Here is a 23,066-nt window from a genome sequence, read left to right on the forward strand (position 1 = left end):
ACATTGGCGCACGAACCCGCGACGTCCGCTTACGCTAAACAAATGCGGAGTATTGTTTGGATCAGACCCAGACTACTTGGCCGCAGCCGCTGCGGTTTCGCCCGGTGGCACAATCCGGAACATGAAGGTCGAAACCTTTTCCCCGGGTTTGAACGGACCGGGAATCTGGTTGCTGACCGGGTTCAAGCTTTGGAGAAAAGCCGCGATCGCCATGGCGTCATCCGCCGTGAGTGTCGCAAAAGCGTGCCAAGGCATGATCGGCGCCAGGATGCGGCCGTCCGGCCGTTCACCGACCTGTATCGCCTTCACGATCTGCTCTGGGGTCCAACTACCGATGCCGGTCTTTCTGTCGGGTGTGATGTTTGGGCCCACAAAGACACCTTCACCCGGAATCTCGAAGCCCACATCCGAGCCGCCGAGAAAGCGCGACATGTCGGGATTCCCGAAGAAGTATCCCGGCGTGTGGCAGTCGTTGCAGCCGCCGAGCGTGACGAGATATTTGCCGCGCGTGATCTGTGAATCGTCAGCTATGGCCGCGAACGCTGGAAGCGCGATAACTAACGCGGTCACGAATGCAAGACGAACTGAAATCCGCAACATGATTTGCCTCCCTGGCTTGAACTGCGGTGCGCCTGTTCCACTCAGCTTTGCGCCTTATGGTTTGCGGCCGATCACGGCGCCGTTCGCGGCGGGTGCGTCGAACCAGACCGTCTCGATGTGCCGGAAGCCGGCTTCCTCGAGCCACGCCGAATATTCGATCGGCGTGTAGTTTCGTCCTTCCGTCTCGATCAGCATGTTGAGGCTCATCAGCGCGGCCGGCGCCGGCCCGGTCTTTTCGTCATTGACGAGAAGCTCGCTGATGACGACTGCGCCGCCGCTCGGCAAAGCCTCGAAGGACCGGCGCAGCAGCGCGCGGTTCTTCGCTTCATCCCAATCGTGCAGGATCATCGACAGGAGATGCACGTCGTGATGCTCGGGAAGCTGTTCGAAGAAGTTGCCGCCGGCGGTTTCGATGCGGTCGGTCAAGCCGGCCTCGGTAATTTTTCCAGCGGCGATCGCGGCCACATGCGGCAGATCAAATACGGTCGCGCGCAGCTCCCCATACAGTTTGCAAAGCTCGATGTCGTACGCGCCCGATCCGCCGCCGATGTCCAGAAGGCGGCGGAAACGATTGAGATCCACGGCTTCGCCGAGCTTGCGCGCGGTCATCGTGGAGAGCGAATGCATCGCCTCCCAGAAGAGTGCCAGCATCGTCGGATCCTCGCCCTCGAACATCGAGGATTGCACTGCCGGGTCCCACGTGGTTGGCCGGTTCGTGCGCAGCGCTTCGGTAAGCTTGCCCCAGCCCGCGTAGAGCCGCTTGTCGGCCATCTGCACGAAGCCACCGAAGTAATATGGCTTCCCGCGCACGAGATAGGCTTCGCTTAAGGGCGTATTGCGATAGCGGCCGTCCGTTTTCTCCAGAAGCCCGAGTGCAGCGCAGCCGGTCAACAGCATCTCGGCCGGGCGTGGATGCAGCCCGAGCGCTTCCGCCAGCTCCGCAACCGTGGTGCCGGCGCCGCCTGCAAGGTGACTGAACAGGCCCTCCTCGTGTGCTCCGGCCAGGGTCTTGAAAGCCCAGAAGCCGGTCGAAAGTGCCATTAGCGGGACGGCGGAAGGAAGCTCCTGCGTGGTGACGATCGGTTGATCGGCCGCGCGCAGCCTTGTCTCGCCCGAGATCGAACCGGGCTGGCGGGCAAGCGTTGTCCTGTGCACAGCAGCGCGCTGATGATTGGGCATCGTGCTCTCCTCAGGTGTTGACGGTTAATTCGCAGCTCTTGAGCCGCGCGGTGATCTTCGGCACAAATCCACGTAGTCGAGTGATAGACGCGAATTTCCGCTCGAGGCATTTCAGTCTCCCATTTCCAGCCATGCGCTCCTTCCCTTGGCGCTCCTTCGCTTTCCGCCGAGGCAACGGTAGGGAGACTATAGGACCGATAGAAGTGCCAATTCATGGATTCCTGGCCAGTCCAATTCCGGTTGGCATGGTGACACCTAAGGCCCTACGCTGAGGCAGCGCAGGGCGCAGCAGGACCGGTCGAGGTGCCGAATTCTTGTACTTCCGTCGGACCAATTCCAATTACTGGATTATGCGTCGCCGCGTGCTCGCAAGGCGGCGCCGATGGCGGGCACATATCCTCCGGGGGCACCGTGGCGGCCAGGCCGCCGCGGATCATCGGAACCGCAATGATGGCCTTGCCGATTTGGGCGGCGGCAACGACGCCGCTGCCCATCAACAGCAGCACCTGCAGCTTCCCCGCCGATGCCGTCTCGTCCGAGGCCCCTCGCTCAATCAGAACCGTGTTTGCAGCAAGCCTGCTGTGGCTCGTGGAGCCCTCGCGTCGCGGCTGGTAAACGCGGGTCGTACCTGGCTTTGTTGCTGCCTACGACATGACGTACTCCCGCATTTTTTGATCAACATCAACAACGTCGTTCACGAGCGACGTCGAAGATGCGACGTTGAGGTATTTATGGGATGCGACGAGCTGTTTAGTTCGCCTGGTCGCCTCGGCGGGCGAGCGTCAGGCGCGGAGATCGCCCAAGTCGCTCGCGTAAATCACCACGTCAGGTCTTCTTCGCGAAGCAACGCTGTTAAGGCACCGCGCTTTGTCCGGGCGGCGGCGACCAGATCGATCTCGACATGATCGCTCTCGAAGCGCCCAAGACCGCTGGATCGAACCAGCGCCATCAGGTCGGGATGCGCGAGCTCACGGCTGACAATGACCTTTCGATTTCCGAGCGCGCCGATCGCGAGTTCGAAAAGCTCGGCGATGATGGGCTGCTGCTCGCAGGCGAGCGGGCAGGCGATCGAAAGTTCGACGGCCGTGTAATCCGGAGGCAGCGAGACCAGCGTTGCGATCGCTTCGAGGCAGCAAGGGCCGCTTCGGGCGATGATCGTGGTGACATTCCAATCGATGGAGCGGCAGAACTTGCGGATCGACTGGCTGGAGATGCCCCCGCCAAAGTATCCGCGCCGCTGATCAAAATCAAAAGACAGGAAAAACGCCTCGAGCCTAGGCAGATCGTGATCGCCTAGAATCTGAAACGATCGCTGGCCGGCCGCCCGCTGCGATGCCAGCGCGAGGCGGGTTTGAATGCTTTCCATGAGCCGTTCTCCTCAAAGGCTACCTTGACGATGCCCGAACATCGTCCGAACGAATGACGAAGGCGGGATTTTGCTTGAAGCTGCGAGAATTTTTGCTGGCGACGCCGCGGCTGACGCGGGCGATCAGCGGTCCCCGGCCTCGCGCCACGGATAGCCGCTGCAGGCGTCTTCGCGTCAACTGTGCTTGGCGTCGTCGGTCGATGTCCCAAAAGGCCCATATCATTAGCGGAATCAGAGCGAGAGAGATCGCGCACAGAAGCGCGCTCAATTCCGGAGCCGACAGGTCGAAAATGAGATCCATGACGTCACCCAATGTTCACCAGGGTTGCAGAGTTTCGGTGATGGAGCGCCCATGTTGCTCTCCTTGGTGACGTTGCAGGTGTCTGGCGCTCGTGCTGCCGCCGAATCTGGCCGCACTTGGCCGGTCCCGAAGTCGCGCTGCAAGGAAGACGGCCGCGCTCTGCATTTTTGCTGATTCGAGCTGCGGCAACGCGCGCCGTCGACCTTGTCAGCGCCCCAACATTACAACCGAAGCGATATGAAGGAAGGTCCAATCCGCGTATGATCGATCAGTCCAATCCAGGCGGCGGTTCACGGTGCGCCGTCACCTCACGCGACATCGCTCATGCCGCTTTCGCGCGTCGAGACATGCGCTCATCGAAGCATCTGCGTAGCCGTCCCAGCCCTTCGGCGATCCGCGCCGTCTCGATCGCCCCATATCCCAGCATGACGCCAGCCCGAGGCTCTCCCTCCAGCGGGAAGGAGCGAATGACAACGCCGAGATCAAAGGCTCGAGATGCAATCGCATCGATATCATCAACCGACGCTCTTCTCGCGTAGGCGGCGACATGCAGCCCGGTGCTCGATGGAACAAGGTCGAGATAATCGCCGAAGTTTCTCTTGATCTCCGAGGTCAGCATCTCATGCCGTTCTCCATAGGAGCGGCCCACCCTGCGAATGTGGCGCGCAAACGTGCCCTCGTCGATGAACTGCGCCAGCGCGCTCTGCGCGATCGTCGCTGTGTGCCAATCGGTAACGTACTTCGCCTTGTGCGCCGCCTCCCGCAGTGACGGCGGCACGACCATGAAGGCCAGCCGGAGAGCCGGCAGCAACGTCTTTGAAAACGTGCCGACATACACAACGCGACCGGTCGAATCGATGGTCTGAAGCGGCTCGAGCGGACGCCCGCCGAAGCGAAACTCGCTGTCATAGTCGTCCTCGACGACAACCGCGTTGTGGCGCTCGGCCCAGGCAAGCAGCGCCCGTCGGCGCGACAGGCTCATGGCCACGCCGAGGGGAAACTGATGCGAGGGCGTCACGTAGACTACCCTGGCTTCGGCGGGCAATGCCTCCACGACCAAACCTTCGCTATCGACCGGCACGCCGATCACGCGTGCACCTAACGCCCTGAACAATTGTTTTGGAGGCAAATAGCCCGGTTTCTCCACGGCTACGACATCGCCGGGATCGAGAAGCACGCGAGCGATGATGTCGAGCGCCTGTTGGGTGCCATTCGTCACGAGGACGTCGTCGGGCGATCCGGAAACGCTGCGTGAGACGCCGATGTGGCGAGCGATCGCCGCGCGCAGGTCCCAATTGCCCGCGGGATTCTCGTAGACACCTGCCGCCATCTCCCGCGAGCGCAGCGCACGGGCGACGACCCGCCGCCAGGTTCGATGTGGAAATAGCGAAGCGTCCGGAAGCCCGGGCCTGAAGTCGAAAGGCGCCACGCGGAGAAAGTGTGGCGGCAGCGGTATCGTGTTCCAAACTCCACGCACTTGAATCGCGCGGGCCGTCGATCGCCTAGTCTTCGATGCCGGTCGTTTCGTCTCAAGATGATGGCTGACGAACGTTCCGGAGCCGGTATGGGATGTCGCAAATCCTTCTGCGAGAAGGCGTTCATACGCGACCGTCACAGTCGATCGTGAGACCCTCAGCGCGGTGGCCAGTTCTCGCGTGGGTGGCAAGCGCTCTCCAGGTCGAAGGCGCCGGTCCAGAATTGCTTGCCGGATCTGGCGGTAGATCTCGCCACTGAGGTCAGTTCGACCAACAAGACTGACGTGAAAAGCCACAATCCTGGTCCATCTTCCTTTGCAATGGACCGGTAACCCTGCACAAAGGTGAACGTTCCATCATACCGCTTCACAGATGTGGAGATGGCAACCGAAGGTTCCTTGAGCGTGAAGCTTATCAGTCAAGGGCAAGGGCCGGTTGTTCGCGGAATGCGTGGTCGTGGAACGCCCGCTCCTGGCGCAAGGCGGTCTGTCGCGAAACATGGTCGACCGTTGACGGGCCGTTCGGTGAAGGAGGCGCAGGGCGAGGTTTAGCCGCGCAGGAGCCGGTACAATTTCAGTCGTCGGAGTTTGGGTCTGTAATCGCGCCGAGAGCCCGATGGTAGCGCCATGGGCGATCGTACCAATTGCGCGAGGATGGAATTGTGCCGCTGATTTGCCCGACGTGTCAAAATGTTTCGCGGGTAGAGAATCCATGCCAGCGACCACCATGCTACTTTGCATGGGGTTGTTTTCGATATTTTAGTTGGAAGCGCGAGCCGCGTCGGCCTTGCGGCTGCCTTTCCTGAGACAATCGCGGGGTGGCTTGCCGGCGCGCGGCCCGCCTTCGCCCTGCGGGCTTCGGCGCGGCAGCCTTCGCTACGAAATGGCTTGCCCAGCCGAAGCTGGCGCAGCCAGCGAAAGCTGGTGGGCCCGGCAGGACTCGAACCTGCAACCAGACCGTTATGAGCGGTCCGGATCAGCAGAACGCCCTTGTTTTCTCGGGTTTTTTTATGTCGATAATTTGCGATCTTCTGCGTTCGTTCACGTTCATGCGGGACCCAACCGGGACCCCGACAGGACCCGAAGAACAAAGGAGAACGGCTGATTCCGCCATATGAGATCAACCCGCCATGCCTACTTACCGCCAATACCCTGAATCTACTGTCCGGTTCTGACCTGGCACTGGCCCAAACACCCACCATCTTCTGGCTGACTAAGCGCTTCCCTGTCGCCGGCCCCGCTCGCAGGGGCACCCTTCGGCAGCCGGTCCGTCCAACCTAGTGTTCTGTGGCGGTGTTTTCAAAAATGGCGATACGCATTTCATTTTCGGCGAGCCGGTTCTGCGGAGTTAAGGCACTCTACTATGAGGTTGTTCAACCACGGGAAGCCAGATGCGTCGTCCTCAGTTCATTGCCGAACATGCACGCAATGCGCGCGGCCTTTTAGGCCGGCTGATCGCCTTCATCATGGCGCGCGAAACCTGGAGCCAGAATCTGCGCGCAATGAATGCGCTCGGCATCGAGCAGGGCGATCACATCCTCGATGTTGGATGTGGCCACGGCCGCAGCCTGACGGAATTGGCCGCGCGGGCTCCTCGGGGACGCATCTTCGGGGTGGACCCCTCTAAGCTGATGGTCCAGATCGCGGCGCAACGAAACCGGCCGCTCGTCGAAGCCTCTCGCATGAACGTCGTCCTTTCGAGTGTTGAATCGCTGCCCTTTCCCGACAATGTCTTCGACAAAGCACAGTGCGTCCACGTGCTCTATTTCTGGAAAGATATCGACATGTCGCTGCGCGAGATCGCGCGTGTATTAAAGCCGGGTGGCCGTCTTGGGTTGCTGTTCCGAACGAACGCTGACCTGAAAGCCATGGCATCGTTTCCACCGGAAATCTATCGCTTTCCGGCGCTGAACGACGTATCGGCTGCTCTCGAACGAGCGGGTATGGACGTCCATATTGTGGGACATGACGCAAACGAACCTGCTCTTGTGCTGGCGACAAAGCGGTAGCCTTGAACTGAGCGATCAGACGGCCGCGATCGTGGCCAAACGTGCGACCACGTCCTCGATCTCGTCGGCTGTGGTGTACCTTCCCAAGCTGAAACGGATCGCCCCCATTCCGATCCTCTCGGGCACGCTCATGGCCGCGAGAACCGGTGAGAGTTCGATCCGGCCCGAATGGCACGCCGAACCTGTCGATGCAGCGACATCGCGTAGCTGGGCTAGGATGTCCGCGCCTATTCTGCCGACGAACGACACGTTGAGCGTGTTAGGCAATCGACGCTTGAGATGGCCGTTGAGTGCAATGCGTTGGCCGAACCTGTTTTGCAGGGCCTGCCCCAAGCGATCGCGCAAGACCTGAATGTGGTTCATCGGTGCAAGGTCCGCAGCCATCGCACAGGCAGCCCCGAGCCCAACAGCGAGCAGAGCGCTCTCGGTTCCGGCGCGTCGGCCCGATTCGTGCCCGGCGCCGTGGATCAGAGGCTCAAGTTCAAGTCCTCGCCTGACGTACAGCGCACCGACGCCTTTCGGGGCGTAAAGCTTGTGACCGGCGACCGTAAGCATATCGACGCCGAGTTCGTTCACCCTGGTCGGGATTTTTCCGACTGATTGCGCCGCATCGGTGTGAAAACGGATCCCGTGCTGCCGCGCGATCGCGCCGATTTCCGCGATCGGCTGTATGGTGCCAACTTCGTTGTTGGCGTGCATGATGCTGATCAGCACCGTCTGCGGAGTAATGGCGCGCCGCACGTCCTCTGGATCGATCAAGCTGTCCGATCCACCGGGAGATGAGTAACCGAGGCGCCGAACCCTTGGAGAAATCGGCAGGGAGCGAGAACAGCCGGATGCTCGATTGCTGAGGTGATGATGTGCGCCCCGTGGCGGTTGGGCGCGAAGAACGTGCCCTTGATTGCGAGGTTGTCTGCTTCGCTGCCGCCGCTGGTGAACACGATCTCCTCTGGTGCAGCGCCGATCAGCGCGGCGACCTGGCCGCGGGCGCGCTCCAGGGCGGCCTTGGCCGGCGTGCTCGCCCAATGCCCGCTCGATGGGTTGCCGAAGGCCTCCTCCAGCAATGGCCGCATGGCCGCCGAGACTGCAGGATCCACCGGCGTGCTTGCGTTGTAGTCGAGACAGATTGGCGGCATCGTCGCAGTCACTTGCCTTGCTCGTCGTGATTAAGCCGCAGCCACGGCAGTTTCTCATCGGTGAAGAAGTGCTTGCTCGGTTGCAGCTCCGTCGCCCGGTCGAAGGCGCCGACGTGATAGTGCGTTTCCGTCGGAAAATGCACGGTAGCGCAGGTCAGCGTGGAGCCGCAGCGGGAACAGAAGCCCCGCATGGTGCCCGGCGATGATTTGAACGTGGTTATGGTGCCCTCGGTCAGCGTGACAGCGTCGTTTTCGAACCCGACGAAGACGCTGACCGGCGCACCAGAATGGCGGCGGCAGCTATCGCAGTGACACCAGAAGATCCCTTTCGGCCGGCCTCGCGCCTCGAAACGCACCGCCCCGCAGAGGCAGCGTCCTGAAAAGGCCTCGGTCATTGTCGCGCTCCGGGTCTGGACTCCATGGCGATGAATACGATCGCCCCCGACAGGAAGGTGAGCGCGCCAATCGTTCCGATCGCCCAACCCATGCCGAAGAGGTCGGCGATCAGGCCGGCCGACAGCGCACCGATCGCGTAACCGAGATCGCGCCAGAAGCGGTAGACACTGAGCGATCGTGCGCGCCAGCTCGGATGCGAGGCGTCGGAGACGGCGGCGATCAGGCTGGGATACACCATGGCCGTGCCAAGCCCGAGCAGTAGGCTGCCGACAAGCCACCATTCGAAATGACTTGTTGCTGCAGTCAGAAACAAGCCTACGGCCTGCACCCACATGCCAGCCACTATCAGTCCCTTGCGGCCCCAACGATCGGAAAGAGGGCCCGTGGCGATCTGCAGGATGCCCCAGGTCACCGGATAGACGGCCTTCAAGATACCGATCCGGTCGACATGGAGGCCGAACGAAGCGAAGAACAGGGGAAAGATTCCCCAGCTCATCCCATCATTAAGATTATTGACGAGCCCGGCCTGCGATGCGGCAAACAGGTTGCGATCCCGGAACGAGGTGAGAAGGAATATCTCGCGGAAGCTGATCGGCACCGATTGCTGCGTATGGGCCGCCGTTTCCACTCGGACGTGCTCCCGTGTATCCTGCACCAGCAGGATCGAGAGCGCCGTGCCAAGAATCGCATAGGCAACGCCTAGGTAGATCGGCGCCGGCCGCAGACCGTACTTCGAGGCAAGATACCCGGTGAGGAAGGCGGTCACACCCACCGCAAGATAGCCGGCGAACTCGTTTAGGCCCACGGCAAGTCCTCGCGACTTCGGCCCGACGAGATCGATTTTCATGATCACCGTCATCGACCAGGCAAGACCCTGGTTGATGCCGAGAAGGGCGTTCGCTGCGATGACCCATCCCCAGCTCGGCGCCCACATGATCATGAACGGCACGGGCAGGCCGACGAGCCAGCCGAGGATCAGAACACGTTTGCGTCCCCAGGCGTCGGCGAGCTGGCCGGAGACCAGGTTGGCGCACGCCTTCACGACGCCGAAGCTGACGATGAAGGAAACGACGAGCGTCGTCGAACTGATTTTGAACTCCTCGGAGCCGATCAGCGGCACGACCGTCCGCTCGATTCCGACCATCCCGCCGACGAAGGCGTTGATCAGGACGAGCAAGGCGAACTGCGGCCAGTTCTCTTTGAGCCCCAGTCGGACAGACGAGGCAGTCCGTGGACCGGTTACAGCTTCGGTCATGATATCAGGCCGCGACCGCCGCCGTGCCTGAGTTTGCCGCCCTGATCTTCGCGGCTTCCGGTGGTGCCGGCGGAATCTCGGCGATCATGAACCGGACAAACTCGGCCTCGTCCTCGATCGTGAACGCATGATTGTGCCGCTTCTCGAAGCCGATCGCGGACGATGGCTTGCCGCTCAGGCGGCGACCGCAGACCGAGCCCGCATAGGCGCCCGGCAGCACCTCGACGTAGTCAGGAAGCTCCTTCAGCCTGCGCACACTCCGAAATAACTGCCTGGCGCCTTCCTCCGCGCTCACGGCAAGTTCGGTGCGGCCGAGATCGCCGACCATGAGCGTGTGACCAGTGAAGACGAACCAGGGCTCGTTGGCGCGCGTTCGGTCCGTCACAAGGATGCAGATGTGCTCGGGCGTGTGACCGGGCGTGTGCAGCACGGTGGCGGAGACGTTGCCTAGCGGAAGTACATCGCCGTCGCGCACGCCTTTGTAGGGAAACGATACGCCAGCCTCGGCCGAGAGCACGTACTCAGCCCCCGCTGCGGCTGCAAGCGCCCGGCCTGCTGACAGGTGATCGGCATGGACATGGGTGTCGATGACGAAGTGGATCCGCATGCCGGCATTGTCGGCGGCCTGCAGGTAGGGCTGAATATCGCCGACCGGATCAACGACCGCTCCGGTGGCTTTGCCGCCGCAGCCGAAGAGGTAGGAGATACCGACTGGATCGCTATGCAAGAACTGGCGGAGAATCATGGACTTGCACTCCCTTGTGAGAAACGCTAGATACATTCAATCGATCTGCTGAATGATATATTGAAGAGGCGCCGTGTCAAGCTCGGGACCGAAACAAGCGATCTATGAGAATCTTGCCCAAGTAGCGCAGGCGCTCGGCCATGCTCACCGGCTTGAACTCCTGGAACACCTTGCGCAGGGGATACGCACCGTCGAGGAGCTGTCGGCTCGGGCGCGTCTGACGTTCGCCAACACGTCGCGCCACCTTCAGATCCTCAGGCGTGCGCGCCTCGTGGAGACCGAGCGTCGCGGCAAGCACATTCTTTATCGACTGGCCGGCGAAACCGAAGTGGTCACGCTGATCAAAGCATTGGGTCGCGTCGGTGAACGGAATGTCGCCGAGATCGGTCGTGTGGTGGCCGACTACTTTCAGGCCCGTGATGCGCTTGAGCCCGTCTCGCGTGACGACCTGGTCGCGCGATTGCGGGACGATCTGGTTACGTTGCTTGATGTGCGGCCCGAGGATGAGTTCGCGCTTGGCCATCTACCGGGGGCGTTCAATATTCCTCTCGCCGAATTGGAACGACGCTTGGGTGAGTTGCCGAAAGGCCGTGAAGTGATTGCGTACTGTCGCGGTCCCTATTGCGTTCTTTCGTTCGAAGCCGTGTCGGCACTGAGGGCGCGCGGTTATCGCGTTCGCCGTCTTGAGGACGGTTACCCGGAATGGAAAGCCGCCGGCCTGCCGGTCGAATCCGTGGCTTGAGACAGGTCGTCAGGTGCATCATGGATGATAAGCCTCATTGCGCGGAACCCGCGTGGCCGATCGTTGGCGTGAAGGATCACAAGGCGCCCTCGGTGTTCCGGCCTGAATCCCTGTTGAGGGAGGCGCGCCGGCAGAGGCAGTTGCCGCTCGTCGCTGTGCCCGAAATCTGCGTGCTCGATCCGGACGGTGACGTAGTCCGCCACCTCAAGCGGACTGGCGCCGGCCGCATCCATGAAGGTTGGGCCTGCTACCACACCGAGCTTCTTGCCTTCGATCTCGACGGCATCGGCGAGGTCGGGATCGTCGGCTGCGCGGTCGGGGCACCCTTCGCCGTCCTGGTCGCCGAGCAGCTCTTCGCATCGGGCTGCCGGCTGCTCGTCAGCGTTACTTCAGCGGGCCAGATCAATCCCATCGGACCGACGCCCTACTTCGTCCTGATCGACCGCGCGCTGCGCGACGAGGGGACAAGCTATCACTACCTCCCGGGCTCGACCTTCGCCGAAGCCCCCAACATGTCTCTCTTGGACCTCGTCGAGCGGGAGGGCCGATCGCTGCCCGAGAAGCTGCATCGCGGCTCGACTTGGACGACGGATGCTCCCTATCGCGAGACCGCAGCGGCGATCGCGCGGGCGCGCGATCTGGGGATGCTCGCGGCCCTCTACGCCTTCGGCACGACGAGCAACAACTCGATCGTGTGCTTCGCGCACGTGACGAACTCGATGGCGCAGAGCGAGGGCGACTTCGAGAAGGGCGAGGCGGACGGCGCCAAGGCCACGCTCGCGGTCGTTGCTGCTACAGCGCGGGGGTGGCGAAGTTCTGGATCATGACCAGGTTGTGATCCGTCGGCGAAAGTTGGGCCACATCTCCATTTGACGAAACCATCAGTCTACGCTAATCATTAGCCATGACTAATGACCCCAACAATCGGACGTCGACCTTCCATGGCTAAAGACAGCGCGCAATTGGCTGCGCTGGGCGATTCCACTCGCAGACGAATTTTCGAGCTGGTGGGCGCGCGGCCTCGCACTGTCGTTGAACTCACTCGAGAGCTGACGGTCTCCCAGTCAGCCGTCTCCCAGCATCTGAAGGTGCTTCGCGAATCTCGTTTGGTTCGTGCCGAGCCAAAGGGCGCCAGCAACATTTATCACATCGATCCAGCGGGGCTCGGCCAGATGCGCGCCTGGCTTGACCGGTTCTGGAGCAGCACACTGGCAGCCTACAAAGTGGCCGTCGAAAAATCAGTGGAGGACCAGCAATGACTAAACGTGTATCGGCAGCGCCCATCAAACAATCTGTCGTGGTCGAGGCGCCTATCGATCGCGCGTTCAAGGTCTTCACTGAAGACTTCGGCAGCTTCAAGCCACGCGAGCACAATCTGCTCTCCGTCCCGATCGCAGAGACTGTGTTCGAACCGCGGGTCGGGGGTCACGTTTATGATCGAGGTGTCGATGGAAGCGAATGCCGCTGGGCGCGTGTGTTGGCTTTTGAGCCGCCGAATCGCGTCCTTCTAAGCTGGGACATCAGCCCGCGCTGGCAAATCGAAACTGATCCCGACAAGACGAGTGAATGGGAGGTGCGATTCATTGCCGAGTCGCCAAGCCGGACTCGGTTGGAGCTTGAGCACCGTCACTTTGAACGCCATGGCGAGGGTTGGGAAAGCGTCCGGGATGGAGTCGAGGGCGATCAGGGCTGGCCGCTTTATCTGAAACGGTTCGCCGAACGGATTGTCGGCGAGGCATGATGCTCGCGTCCCTTGCGGCATGATCGTGATCGGCGGAGGTCTGTATGGCAGCCTACTCGCTTAGCATTGTCGGCGTGCTTTTCCTTTGCCTCCTGTCAATTGGACTGGCGGTCTTTTCAGGAGCGTCCAAAGGCAGGTCCGGGGCACTCTCCGGACCTGTCCTTCCAGCCGATGAAGACAATCTGCTGTACCGGATCGATCGCGTTCACATGAACGCGGTGGAGGCGCTGACTCCTTTTGTCGTCCCGTCTGTTCTGGCTATATTGATGGGGGTAAGACCCGCTACGCTTGCAACGCTCGTATGGATCTATATCGCAATTCGTCTGACCCACGTTGCGGTCTATTTGCGCGGAGGCAACGCCGCCAAAGGCGGCAGCATCAGAACCGTTCTCTATGTTTCAGGTGCGCTCGTAACTATCATTCTCATTGCCGTAACCACCGTGGCAGTCATCCACTAGGGTATCAACACCGGGCCGCCTGACGACGATGATCATTTTCGCTGTTGGCCCATCGCGTCATTTCGCTGCGCTGCGGAACTTGGTCGCTATCCGGGCATAGCGGACTTTGGCAAGCCGTCCGCCCGGCAGATTTATAGTTTCACGGCCTAGATTGCTCGAATGCTGCGAGTGCGGACGGCTGGCTTGGCCGCCTGGGTGGTGCCGACGACGCGCTTGGTCGTCTCCCTCTTGCGAGTGATCGCCCCGGACGCCTCCTTCATGTAATCGGGATGGTGATGACCGTAGGTGTCGATCAGAACCTTCACCGACATGCCGAGATAACCAGCCGCTTCCCATGGGTCAGTGCCCAGCTGCATGAGCCAGGTCGCTGCCGTATGGCGTAGCGTGTGGGGAGTGACGTTTCCGTCAGAGAGGTCGAGCTTCGCCACCTCCACCGCCCGCGCGAAGCCGTTCTTCACCGACTTCACGCCCGTGCCCTGCCACTCGACGAAGTGGTTGGCGATGATCTTCTTGTCGTACCAGCGACGCATATGGACCAGCAGTCGATCCGGCAGCGGCACGGTGGGCTGACGCTTGTTCGTAGCGCGCCGGCCGATCGCCAGACGGTGATAGAGGCCGCTCAAGAGGCAAGTGACGGCTTGCCCGCAACCAATGCATCAAGTCCGGCAGCGAGCTCTGTCGGGGAAACCAAGCAAAATCAGCGGTTCTTGATCGAGATCATGCACGTTTGTACAGGTTTTGCCTGCAATCGCGCCGAAGAGCCTGCTGCTGGGTGGGGCCATGGGCGTTTAACGAATTGCGTGACGATGCAATCATGCTGCTGATTTGCCCGACGTGTCAAAATGTTTTCGCAGGATTCGCTCAAGGCATCCATGCCCGCGACCACCTGCTACTTTGCATGGGGTTGTTTTCGATATTTTAGTTGGGAGTGCAGCGCGGTCCGCCCTTCGCCGCTCCAGTCCGTCTTCGCTTTCGCTTTGATCAAGCTACGCCGGGCACCACGCTTCGCCCTTCGGTCTCCGCGCGGCTGCGCCACGCGTAGCCCGAAGGGCGGAGCGTGGTGGGCCCGGCAGGACTCGAACCTGCAACCAGACCGTTATGAGCGGTGGAAACTCGCTGTATTGCCACTAGAAGTGCCCATTTTCATTGAATTTTGACGACGTTCGTTTTCTTCTTTTCAGTTCGTTTCTGAGGCGAAGCTGAGGCGGTAGGCTTGGCCGTCATCTTGGCAACGGCATCCTTCAGGTGGTCTGGGTGGTGATGCCCGTACACACGCAATAACGTTTCGACGCTCATGCCGAGGTAGCCGGCGGCTTGCCATGGGTCGGTACCGTTCTGCATCAGCCACGTTGCGGCGGTGTGCCGTAGTGTATGCGGCGAAACGCCAGGCCCGAGCTTGGCCAGCGCCACCGCATGTTTGAACGCGGTCTTCACGGAAGATACACCTTCGCCGTTGAACTCGACAAAGTGCCGCGCAATAATCTTGCGCTCCTTCCAACGTCGCAGGTGTGCCAGGAGGCGCGGTGGGATCGGCATCGGCGGCTGCCGTTTGTTAGTCTCCCGCTTTCCCTGGGCGCGTCGGTAGTAGACGCCACGTTCAAGGTCAACAAAGGACCGCCCGATGGCCGCGGTCGGCGATGCTGACGCAATGGCGCCCGCGCGCGTCCCGCTATAGATCCCGATAAGGATGAACCGGGCGAGATGGCGGAGGGGCCGCTTGCTCGTTTCGATCTGCTGCCCTTTATTGGGGCCGCGATGCATAGTCTGTATCTCGCGGGCGCGCCAACACGTCCAGATTAGGTGGGCGGCTTCATCGCGAGTCAGCCATCGATCGCGGGCAGGGCCCTTCTTGGGAAGCGTGACCTTCACGATGCCACGGTGCAGCCCTTCCGCCGCATGGTTGGCGATGGCAGCCCTGAGGTCCTCAAGATCTCGGCGTGCACCGCCCTTATTGCCGCGGTGTTGTTGGTACTCACGGCACTTGGTCCGGGTCACCTCCGACAACATGAGCTTTCCCCAAAACTCTTTGAGGCGCCCGATCCGATTGAGATACTTCTGAGCGTCGGAGTTCTCGACGTAAAGGTCGGGGCGGTCGTCAATGAAAATCGAAAGCACATCGGCGACGGGAATTTTCTCTAGGTCTTTTTCCTTGCGCGTCGGCGCGTATTTTTTTGCAATATAGTCCTTGAGGACTTGCTCAGCTCCTGCAACTTCGCGTTCAGCGCATCCAGTGGCGAAATATCCCGTGCCGTCCCGGATGACCCAAGTGGCTTGATGGGTGAGTTTTCCGGCCCTGTAGCGGGCTGGTCTGAGGTGGAGTCGGGCACCCTTACTTCTACGCGGCATCGGCCACGCATCCTTTCAATTTCATTGAGAGTCGTAAACGCTTTGCCTGCAATAATCTCGACTGTAAGCCGCCCCCGCTTGGCTTCTCGTCTCAGGCTGCTTTCCGAAATGCTCTGATCCGGAAAGGCGATTGCAGCTGCCACGGACAGCCTCAGCGGTGTATCGGGTCCTACATTCTCGGATGTTAGCGCTGGTTTGCGCAAGGGTCATCTCACAAATGATTCAAGCGAGCAAGCGGCCTGTGCGTAACGTTCCGCGAATGCGTTTGCGCGAGGCGCCGTGTTTGCTCAGGGGCCCCTATCACATTGCCCAGCGATTCCCGGCTGAAAATCGGTGCGGCTTTGCGATTGTCGATTTTTATGAATCAACTCAAACGCCTTTTTGCTCGTCGATCAATTGCAAGCAGTAGAAAGTTGCGACCTCATAACCCCAGGTCAGCAAAGTGGGATTCATTTCGTATGGCTTGGCGCAGTTAGAGCGATGCGATCATATTTTTGTAATCAATGCCATTTCCATCGTCGCTCCCGAGGAATTCTCGGATTATCCGCGCGTTGCGGCCCAATGATGGATTGGAGCGAGAGTTCAAGTTTTTCAATTGGTTAGAAGACGGAGTGTGCATGACGTGTGCACCGGGAGATCAAGAAAAATCGATTGATGGCAAATCTGAGCAGTTGTTCGAAGGTGTGACGAGGACGTCGGCGTAACTTTTGGCCACGCGGGCGGATAGGCTTGACTAGAGCGGAGCACTGGCGCGATCCAAAAAGCTGAATCCGCTCTTCGGAATGGAAAACGCCTTTAGGGGAGTGATCTGCTGGTTGAGCGTACGCAAAGAATCCGAATGATGGTCCGAGTCGCTTCCCGGGTACTACGTCCCTCCATCAATCCCTGAAAGCTCTCGTCTTGACCGATCGCTTCGGCGCAACGGCTAGCGTCGAATCGTAAATTCCTTCGACGCCCGCCGATATTCCCAGTTAGCTCTCTCAAGTGCGGGGCGATCGAACTCTGCCTGGGGATACCCAACGCAGAAGTAACCGATGAATTTCCAGGATTGGGGAACGTCGAGGCTCTCGTAGATGCGGGCTGGCGTCAGTATCGACACCCAGCCGAGCCCAATGCCTTCCGCGCGCGCGGCAAGCCACATCGCGCAGATCGCCGCAACGACGGAATATTCGATCGTTTCCGGCATCGTGGCGCGTCCAAGGCCGTGGCCGATATCGCTGGCCTTGTCCGCGAAGACGGCCAGGTGACCCGGTGCCTCCTCGAGACCCGAGAGCTTGAGCGCTGCATATCGCGCTGCGCGTTCGCCCGAATAGGACGCCAGGGCATCGGCATTGCAGGTCTTGAAGTCGTCGATCACGGCTCGGCGTCTTGCCCCGTCCTCGACGATGACGAACCGCCAGGGCTGGCTCAGCCCGACCGACGGGGACAGGCAAGCGATGTCTATCAACCGCTCCAGCGCGCCTTCGGGCAGCAGATCGGTCCTGAAGCGCCGCACGTCGCGCCGCCAGATGAAGAGCTCGCGCAACTGGCGGCGGAATTGATCGTCGAAAGCGACCATCAGAGTGGCAGGCTGGAGTGAAAGAGGGAGGTCGCTATCAGCAGGATGGCGGTTTCGCCAAGCTGTTCGAATGCGCCCAATATATCGCCGGTCTGCCCGCCGATCTGCTTGATCGCCAGGCGAGCCGTCATCAGCCCGATCAAGGCGAGCAGGGCCACGGCCAGGATCGCCTTGCCCGTCCCGAAGCCGAGGGCGAGGATCAGGGCGCCCAAGCCAAGCGCAATGGCGGCGCCTTGAGGCGTCGGCTGTCCGGCGCGAGCCGAAAGTCCGTCCGGCCGTGCCGGCGGCACAAACGCCATGAAGGTAGGCACGCCCGCGCGCGCAGCGGCATGTGCAAGCAGGAGTGCGATCATGACCGATCGCGGCGCGGCGATCGCCGCCAGCGCGCTCCAGCGCAGGATCAGCGAGATGAAGAGCGCGCAGGCCCCATACGTGCCGATCCGGCTGTCGCGCATGATCTCGAGCTTGCGCTCGCGCGTCCGGCCGCCGCCCAATCCGTCCACAGCGTCGGCAAGTCCGTCCTCGTGCAGCGCGCCGGTTACGATGACCGTACTTGCAAGCGCCAGCATCGCGGCCGGCCCCGATGTCAGGCCAACCGCGTAGGCGACGCCGTAGACAGCAGATCCAACGAGCCCCACCAGCAAGCCCGTGACCGGAAGCGACCAGGTTGCGCGCGTGACTTCGCCATCGTCCACGGCCGTGGACGGGCCGAAAGGAAGAATCGTGGCGAACGAAACACCGATCCTCAAGTCGGTGATGATGGTTCGGAGCTGCTCGACCCCAGGCATCACTTGACCTTCATCGGCAATCCCGCCACCACGAACTCGACCTCGTCGGCTACCGCGGCCACATTTTGGTTCAACAGGCCAGCGGCATCGCGAAAGGCACGCGCAAGCGCGTTATCCGGCACAATCCCGAGGCCGACCTCGTTGGTCACAAGGATCACGGGGCTGCGTTGTCGGCCGAGCGCAGCGGTGAGCAGGGCGGCTTCGTCCGACCAGTTGCGCTCGGCATGGAGGAGGTTGGACAGCCACAGCGTCAGGCAATCGACGAGCCGGGCACCGCTATGGTCCGTTTCAGTCAGTGCCTGCACCAGATCGAGCGGGGCCTCTCGCTCGATCCAGTCATTGCCTCGGCGCGCGCGGTGGCGGGCGATCCGCTCTTCCATCTCCGTATCGAGCGCTTCGGCGGTCGCAATGTAGATGGGGCGGCCAGGATAGGCTTGCGCACGCGCCTCGGCGCGCCGGCTTTTGCCGGAACGGGCGCCTCCCGTGATCAACACGATCGCCATTGAATTCTCCGTTCAGACCCGCACTAACCATCAATCGCCGGCAAAGACAAAGCCGAATTCTCCTCTCGGGGGGCTTGCGCTTCGCTGGAATTCTTGCGCATCAGGCGGGTAACAGGAGACAATGCGTGGACTTTGCCGGGGCAATAGCGGTAGCGATGACGGTGGACGCCGTGTTGGGGTGGCCCGGCGCACTGTTCGCGCGCATCGGCCATCCCGTGACCTGGATCGGTAAATTGATCAGCCTGCTTGATCGCAGCTGGAACCGGTCCGTCGACGCCCCGTCGATCCGCCGCATTGCAGGCGTCGCCGCTGCACTGTTGGTGATCGGGCTTTGCGCCGGAGGTGCCTGGATCGTGCAGGTTATGTTGGGGCCGGGCTGGAGCGGCGTTGTACTCATCGGCATTCTCGCATGGCCGATGATCGCGCTGCGCTCGCTTTATGACCATGTCACCGCGGTGGCGCGGCCGCTGCAATCGGGCGACATCGATGCTGCACGACTGGCGGTCGCGCAGATCGTGGGGCGCGATCCCGCAACGCTTGATGACGCGGGGATCGCGCGGGCAGCCATCGAGAGTCTTGCCGAAAATACATCTGACGGCATCGTGGCGCCGGTGTTCTGGGGCGCACTGTTCGGCCTGCCCGGCATCGTCGGCTACAAGGCCGTCAACACGCTCGACTCCATGATCGGCCATCGTTCCGAGCGTCATCTGTATTTTGGCTGGGCGGCCGCGCGAATCGACGATATCGCCAACTTCATTCCGGCGCGTCTCACCGGCTTCCTATTCGCGCTGGTCTCCTTGCGCGTCACGGATGCGCTGTCATGCATGGTACGGGACGCGAACCGCCATCGTTCGGTCAATGCCGGCTGGCCGGAAGCCGCGATGGCGGGCGCGCTCGGCGTCCGTCTGAGCGGGCCGCGCAGCTATCATGGCGGCGCGACCAATGAGCCCTGGCTGAACGACGGCGCGCGCGATCCGCTCGCTGCCGACGTCCGGCAAGGCTTGATGCTCTACATCCGCGCGATGCTGCTCCTCGGCGGGTTGCTCGTCGCACTGGCGTTGGCATGACGAGGGCGGCGATGCGCGAGCATGGTGGCAATCTCGATCAGGCCGTCCAGCGCTTCGGTGGACGCATGCAGGACTGGATTGATCTGTCGACCGGCATCAATCGTCAGCCCTATCCGATCGGCGAGATCGAGCCGCATTTCTGGAACGCCCTGCCATCGCGATCAGATCTTGAATCGCTACATGAAGCCGCACGGCAGGCCTATGCGACCAAGGCGCCGATTCTGGCGATGGGCGGCGCGCAGGCCGCGATCCAGCTCCTGCCGCGACTTGCGCCGTGCGGCCGGGCGCGCGTACTCGCGCCGACGTACAATGAATACGCCGCTGTCTTGTCGGCCGCCGGCTGGCATGTTGCAGAAGTCGCCAGTCTTGACGCGTTGGCGCGCGCCGATCTTGCTGTGGCCGTCAATCCCGACAGGCGACGCTATGACAAGGCTGAGTTGCTCGCGCTCTTGCCGCGCGTCGGTCGTCTCGTCATCGACGAAAGCTTTGCCGACGCCAGGCCAGAGCTATCGCTGGCGGCGGAGGCGGGACGACCCGGTCTCCTGATTCTGCGCTCGTTCGGAAAGTTCTATGGCCTCGCGGGGTTGCGCCTTGGCTTTGTGCTCGGCGCGGAAGAAGACATCGCCGCGCTATCGGCGATGGCGGGCCCGTGGCCGGTATCCGGTGCCGCGATTGCGGTCGGATGGCGCGCCTTGCGCGATCGCGCTTGGGCCAGTGCGACCGCGGCCCGTCTGGAAGCCGATTGCCTGCGGCTCGATGCCGCCGTGAAATCGCAGGGGTGGCGCCTTATCGGCGGCACGCCGCTGTTCCGTCTCTACGAGACCGGCGACGGGCGTGCCGCGCAGGCGCGGCTGGCCGGTGCGCGCATCTGGTCACGGATCTTCGAGCAAAGGCCGGGCTGGTTGCGGCTGGGGTTGCCAGGCGATGAATCGGAATGGACGCGGCTGGCCGAGGCTCTCTCGAGCTGACGTTTGGCGCTCAACGTGCGAGCGCGAGCAGCCCTTCGACATCGAGATGGGCCTCGATGTGATCGGCCAGCGCATCGAGCGCGCTCTCCACCCGCCCATGATACCGCTGGTTGGCAACCGGAATGTCCAATTGCCTGAGAAACGAGCTGCGGAAACTGTCGGACGTAAATAGGCCGTGCAGATAGCTGCCGCAGACACGTCCGTCGCTTGAGACCGCGCCTTCCGGCGCGCCATGAAGCAGAGCGAATGGACGCGCACGGTCCGGCCCGTCCGTCTGACCGATATGAATCTCGTAGGCGTCGATCGGGTGCCTCGTTTCCGCGTGCTGCGCGGTCACGCGGGTGAGCGTCTTCTGCTCCGTCATCACCGTCGTCACGTTCAGAAGGCCGAGACCGGGCGTTTCGCCAGCCGGGCCCTCGATCCCTTCGGGATCGGCCACGCTCCGCCCGAGCATCTGGTAGCCGCCGCAGACGCCGAGCACATGACCGCCACGGCGGTGATGCGCGAGCAGATCGATGTCCCAGCCCTGCGCGCGCAGGAAGGCGAGATCGCCGCGCGTCGATTTCGAGCCGGGAATGATCACGAGCCTGACGTCGCCGGGAATGGCCTCTCCCGGGCGGACCATCACGAGGTCGACGCCGGGCTCGAGCTTGAGCGGATCGAGATCATCGAAATTGGCGATCCGCGACAGCGCGAGAAACGCGATCTTGCATTGACCAGGTTTTCGCGCCTCACCGAGCCCCAGCGCATCTTCGGCCGGCAGTTCGCCGGCCCGGGTGAAGTAGGGCAGCACCCCAAAGCCGCGCCAGGATGTCCGGGCTTCGATCAGCCGATAGCCGTCGTCAAACAGTGTGGGATCGCCGCGGAATTTGTTGATCAGAAAACCCTGGACCATCGCGGCATCGTCCGCATTGATCACGGTCTTGATGCCGACGAGCTGCGCGATGACGCCGCCGCGGTCGATATCGCCAATCAGCACCACGGGAACGTCGGCTCTCCGGGCAAAGCCCATATTGGCGATGTCTGATTTGCGCAAGTTCACTTCGGCCGGGCTGCCGGCGCCTTCGACGAGCACGAAATCGGCGCGATCTTTCAGCCGCGCAAAGCTCTCGAGCACCGCGCCCATCAGCGAAGGTTTCAGGGATGCGTATTCGCGCGCGCGGGCCGTGGCGATGCGCTTGCCATGCACGATGATCTGGGCGCCGACATCAGTTTCCGGCTTCAAGAGGACCGGGTTCATATCGGTATGCGGCTCGACGCCGGCAGCCAACGCCTGCAACGCCTGCGCGCGGCCGATCTCGCCGCCATCGACAGTCACGGCTGCATTGTTCGACATGTTCTGCGGCTTGAATGGGAGCACGCGATAGCCGCGTCGCTTGGCGGCACGCGCGAGACCCGCGACGATGAGCGATTTACCCACGTCCGAGCCGGCTCCCTGGATCATCAATGCGCGCGCCATCGAATTAGAACTCGACGCCCGGCTGGGCCTTGACGCCAGAACGGAACGGATGTTTCACCAGCGTCATCTCGGTGACGAGATCGGCGATCTCGATCAACTCCTCCTTGGCATTGCGTCCGGTGAGAACGACATGCGTCATCGGCGGCTTCGAGGTCTTCAGGAAGTCGACGACCTCAGCTATGTCCAGGTAGTCATATCGAAGCGCGATGTTGATCTCGTCGAGCACGACCATGCGCAAGCGGGAATCCAGGATCAGTTGCTTCGCCTTGTCCCAGCCTGCCTTTGCGGCGGCGATATCGCGGGCGCGGTCCTGGGTTTCCCAGGTAAAGCCTTCTCCCATCGCATGGAACTGGCAGAGATCGCCGAAATGCCCGGTGAGCAGGCGTCGCTCGCCGGTATCCCAGGCGCCCTTGATGAACTGCACGACCGCACAGGGAAAGCCATGCGCGACACAGCGGACGATCATGCCGAAGGCGGAGGACGATTTTCCCTTTCCCGCGCCGGTATGCACGATGATCAGTCCCTTCTCACTGCTCTTGGTCGCCATGATCTTGTCGCGGGCGAGCTTTTTCTTTGCCATTTTCGCCGCATGGCGGGCACCACTCGAAGCCTCGGAGGCCACGACGTCCTCGTCCTCGGCGGCATCCTGTTCAGTCATCATCTGACGTGGTCCTTCGGCTTGACAAGTAGCTAGCTTGGGCAAATGGTGGGCCTGCGTTGGTTCCTGTCCTATGACAGGCGAAGAGGGAATGCGATAGGGCTCAAATCGAGAGGTTTGGGTTCGAAAAGCAGCCGCCCCCGCGACCGTGACCGGAGAGATGCCCGAAGCCACTGCCCCGAACGGGGTCGGGAAGGCGGACATCGAAGGACAAAATCCTGCTCCGCAAGCCGGGAGACCTGCCAGCGCAACGTTTGAGACCGGCGGACGGGGTGTTCCGCGACGGGGAAGCGAGCCTTCCTTCGGATGGATTCGCG

The 23,066-nt window shown here is 61.8% G+C and carries 23 protein-coding genes, 1 pseudogene and 1 riboswitch; of the genes and pseudogenes, 8 read left to right on the top strand and 16 right to left on the bottom strand.

Going from position 1 to position 23,066, the window contains the following annotated elements; genetic code table 11:
• Nucleotides 1-72: 72 nt before the first annotated feature.
• From IVB05_RS07135 to IVB05_RS07155, 5 genes are all read right to left on the bottom strand, one after another.
• Nucleotides 73-600, bottom strand: coding sequence for a cytochrome c (locus IVB05_RS07135; RefSeq protein ID WP_247783710.1), 528 nt, complete (start codon nt 598-600; stop codon nt 73-75).
• 54 nt (nt 601-654) lie between these two features.
• Entirely contained in the window at nt 655-1,779 is a 1,125-nt protein-coding gene (locus IVB05_RS07140) for an acetylserotonin O-methyltransferase (protein ID WP_247783711.1), read from the bottom strand.
• Between the two features lie 263 nt (nt 1,780-2,042).
• Nucleotides 2,043-2,285, bottom strand: a complete 243-nt coding sequence (locus IVB05_RS07145) for a hypothetical protein (RefSeq protein WP_247783712.1) — start codon at nt 2,283-2,285, stop codon at nt 2,043-2,045.
• Nucleotides 2,286-2,596: 311 nt separating this feature from the next.
• Entirely contained in the window at nt 2,597-3,145 is a 549-nt protein-coding gene (locus IVB05_RS07150; RefSeq protein WP_247783713.1) for a hypothetical protein, read from the bottom strand.
• A gap of 623 nt (nt 3,146-3,768) precedes the next feature.
• Nucleotides 3,769-4,923, bottom strand: coding sequence for a PLP-dependent aminotransferase family protein (locus tag IVB05_RS07155; RefSeq protein WP_247783714.1), 1,155 nt, complete (start codon nt 4,921-4,923; stop codon nt 3,769-3,771).
• Between the two features lie 1,388 nt (nt 4,924-6,311).
• Between IVB05_RS07155 and IVB05_RS07160 the strand changes: the two genes are divergently transcribed.
• A complete protein-coding gene (locus IVB05_RS07160) occupies nt 6,312-6,929 on the top strand; it encodes a class I SAM-dependent methyltransferase (protein ID WP_247783715.1) in 618 nt (205 codons plus the stop codon).
• A gap of 15 nt (nt 6,930-6,944) precedes the next feature.
• Here the strand turns inward: IVB05_RS07160 and IVB05_RS07165 are convergent.
• The 4 genes and pseudogenes from IVB05_RS07165 to IVB05_RS07180 all read right to left on the bottom strand — a co-directional run bounded on the left by IVB05_RS07165 (nt 6,945) and on the right by IVB05_RS07180 (nt 10,461).
• Nucleotides 6,945-8,065: pseudogene (locus IVB05_RS07165) on the bottom strand (cysteine desulfurase family protein).
• An 8-nt stretch (nt 8,066-8,073) separates the two neighbouring features.
• Nucleotides 8,074-8,460: a GFA family protein gene (locus IVB05_RS07170; protein ID WP_247783716.1), complete on the bottom strand. Its 387-nt coding sequence runs from the start codon at nt 8,458-8,460 to the stop codon at nt 8,074-8,076.
• Complete coding sequence (locus IVB05_RS07175; protein ID WP_247783717.1) at nt 8,457-9,716, bottom strand: MFS transporter; 1,260 nt, start codon at nt 9,714-9,716, stop codon at nt 8,457-8,459. Before IVB05_RS07175 ends, IVB05_RS07170 begins: the two co-directional genes overlap by 4 nt.
• A gap of 4 nt (nt 9,717-9,720) precedes the next feature.
• Complete coding sequence (locus IVB05_RS07180; RefSeq protein WP_247783718.1) at nt 9,721-10,461, bottom strand: MBL fold metallo-hydrolase; 741 nt, start codon at nt 10,459-10,461, stop codon at nt 9,721-9,723.
• 73 nt (nt 10,462-10,534) lie between these two features.
• Between IVB05_RS07180 and IVB05_RS07185 the strand changes: the two genes are divergently transcribed.
• The 5 genes from IVB05_RS07185 (at nt 10,535) to IVB05_RS07205 (ending at nt 13,402) form a co-directional block, all read left to right on the top strand.
• Nucleotides 10,535-11,203 carry a metalloregulator ArsR/SmtB family transcription factor gene (locus IVB05_RS07185; protein ID WP_247783719.1) on the top strand — a complete coding sequence of 223 codons (669 nt, stop codon included), beginning with the start codon at nt 10,535-10,537 and terminating at the stop codon, nt 11,201-11,203.
• 20 nt (nt 11,204-11,223) lie between these two features.
• Nucleotides 11,224-12,030 (top strand): nucleoside phosphorylase, encoded by an 807-nt coding sequence (locus tag IVB05_RS07190; protein WP_247783720.1) that lies wholly within the window; start codon nt 11,224-11,226, stop codon nt 12,028-12,030.
• Nucleotides 12,031-12,144: 114 nt separating this feature from the next.
• Nucleotides 12,145-12,462 carry a metalloregulator ArsR/SmtB family transcription factor gene (locus IVB05_RS07195; RefSeq protein ID WP_247783721.1) on the top strand — a complete coding sequence of 106 codons (318 nt, stop codon included), beginning with the start codon at nt 12,145-12,147 and terminating at the stop codon, nt 12,460-12,462.
• Nucleotides 12,459-12,944 (top strand): SRPBCC family protein, encoded by a 486-nt coding sequence (locus IVB05_RS07200; RefSeq protein WP_247783722.1) that lies wholly within the window; start codon nt 12,459-12,461, stop codon nt 12,942-12,944. Before IVB05_RS07195 ends, IVB05_RS07200 begins: the two co-directional genes overlap by 4 nt.
• Before the next feature lie 44 nt (nt 12,945-12,988).
• Complete coding sequence (locus IVB05_RS07205; protein ID WP_247783723.1) at nt 12,989-13,402, top strand: MAPEG family protein; 414 nt, start codon at nt 12,989-12,991, stop codon at nt 13,400-13,402.
• A 146-nt stretch (nt 13,403-13,548) separates the two neighbouring features.
• Here the strand turns inward: IVB05_RS07205 and IVB05_RS07210 are convergent, their stop codons facing one another.
• The 5 genes from IVB05_RS07210 to cobU all read right to left on the bottom strand — a co-directional run bounded on the left by IVB05_RS07210 (nt 13,549) and on the right by cobU (nt 18,597).
• Nucleotides 13,549-14,025, bottom strand: a complete 477-nt coding sequence (locus tag IVB05_RS07210; RefSeq protein ID WP_346771832.1) for a tyrosine-type recombinase/integrase — start codon at nt 14,023-14,025, stop codon at nt 13,549-13,551.
• Nucleotides 14,026-14,545: 520 nt separating this feature from the next.
• Nucleotides 14,546-15,748: a site-specific integrase gene (locus IVB05_RS07215; RefSeq protein ID WP_247783724.1), complete on the bottom strand. Its 1,203-nt coding sequence runs from the start codon at nt 15,746-15,748 to the stop codon at nt 14,546-14,548.
• A gap of 925 nt (nt 15,749-16,673) precedes the next feature.
• A complete protein-coding gene (gene bluB, locus IVB05_RS07220) occupies nt 16,674-17,306 on the bottom strand; it encodes a 5,6-dimethylbenzimidazole synthase (protein ID WP_247783725.1) in 633 nt (210 codons plus the stop codon).
• The gene (gene cobS, locus IVB05_RS07225) at nt 17,306-18,097 is read right to left on the bottom strand and encodes an adenosylcobinamide-GDP ribazoletransferase (protein WP_247520424.1); all 792 of its coding nucleotides are present in this window, start codon (nt 18,095-18,097) and stop codon (nt 17,306-17,308) included. Before cobS ends, bluB begins: the two co-directional genes overlap by 1 nt.
• Nucleotides 18,094-18,597 (bottom strand): bifunctional adenosylcobinamide kinase/adenosylcobinamide-phosphate guanylyltransferase, encoded by a 504-nt coding sequence (gene cobU / locus IVB05_RS07230; RefSeq protein ID WP_247512659.1) that lies wholly within the window; start codon nt 18,595-18,597, stop codon nt 18,094-18,096. Before cobU ends, cobS begins: the two co-directional genes overlap by 4 nt.
• Before the next feature lie 125 nt (nt 18,598-18,722).
• On the opposite strand from cobU, the gene cbiB reads away from it, so the two are divergent.
• Complete coding sequence (gene cbiB / locus IVB05_RS07235; RefSeq protein ID WP_247520423.1) at nt 18,723-19,664, top strand: adenosylcobinamide-phosphate synthase CbiB; 942 nt, start codon at nt 18,723-18,725, stop codon at nt 19,662-19,664.
• 11 nt (nt 19,665-19,675) lie between these two features.
• Nucleotides 19,676-20,632 carry a threonine-phosphate decarboxylase CobD gene (gene cobD, locus IVB05_RS07240; RefSeq protein WP_247520422.1) on the top strand — a complete coding sequence of 319 codons (957 nt, stop codon included), beginning with the start codon at nt 19,676-19,678 and terminating at the stop codon, nt 20,630-20,632.
• A gap of 10 nt (nt 20,633-20,642) precedes the next feature.
• Here the strand turns inward: cobD and IVB05_RS07245 are convergent, their stop codons facing one another.
• Both IVB05_RS07245 and cobO read right to left on the bottom strand, forming a co-directional pair.
• Complete coding sequence (locus IVB05_RS07245; protein WP_247512655.1) at nt 20,643-22,091, bottom strand: cobyric acid synthase; 1,449 nt, start codon at nt 22,089-22,091, stop codon at nt 20,643-20,645.
• Between the two features lie 4 nt (nt 22,092-22,095).
• On the bottom strand, nt 22,096-22,749 hold the full coding sequence (gene cobO / locus IVB05_RS07250; protein WP_247786612.1) for a cob(I)yrinic acid a,c-diamide adenosyltransferase: 654 nt from the start codon (nt 22,747-22,749) through the stop codon (nt 22,096-22,098).
• Between the two features lie 43 nt (nt 22,750-22,792).
• Nucleotides 22,793-23,011: riboswitch (cobalamin riboswitch) on the top strand.
• Nucleotides 23,012-23,066: the final 55 nt, after the last annotated feature.

This window comes from Bradyrhizobium sp. 170 (assembly GCF_023101085.1).
Classification (GTDB): Bacteria; Pseudomonadota; Alphaproteobacteria; order Rhizobiales; family Xanthobacteraceae; genus Bradyrhizobium.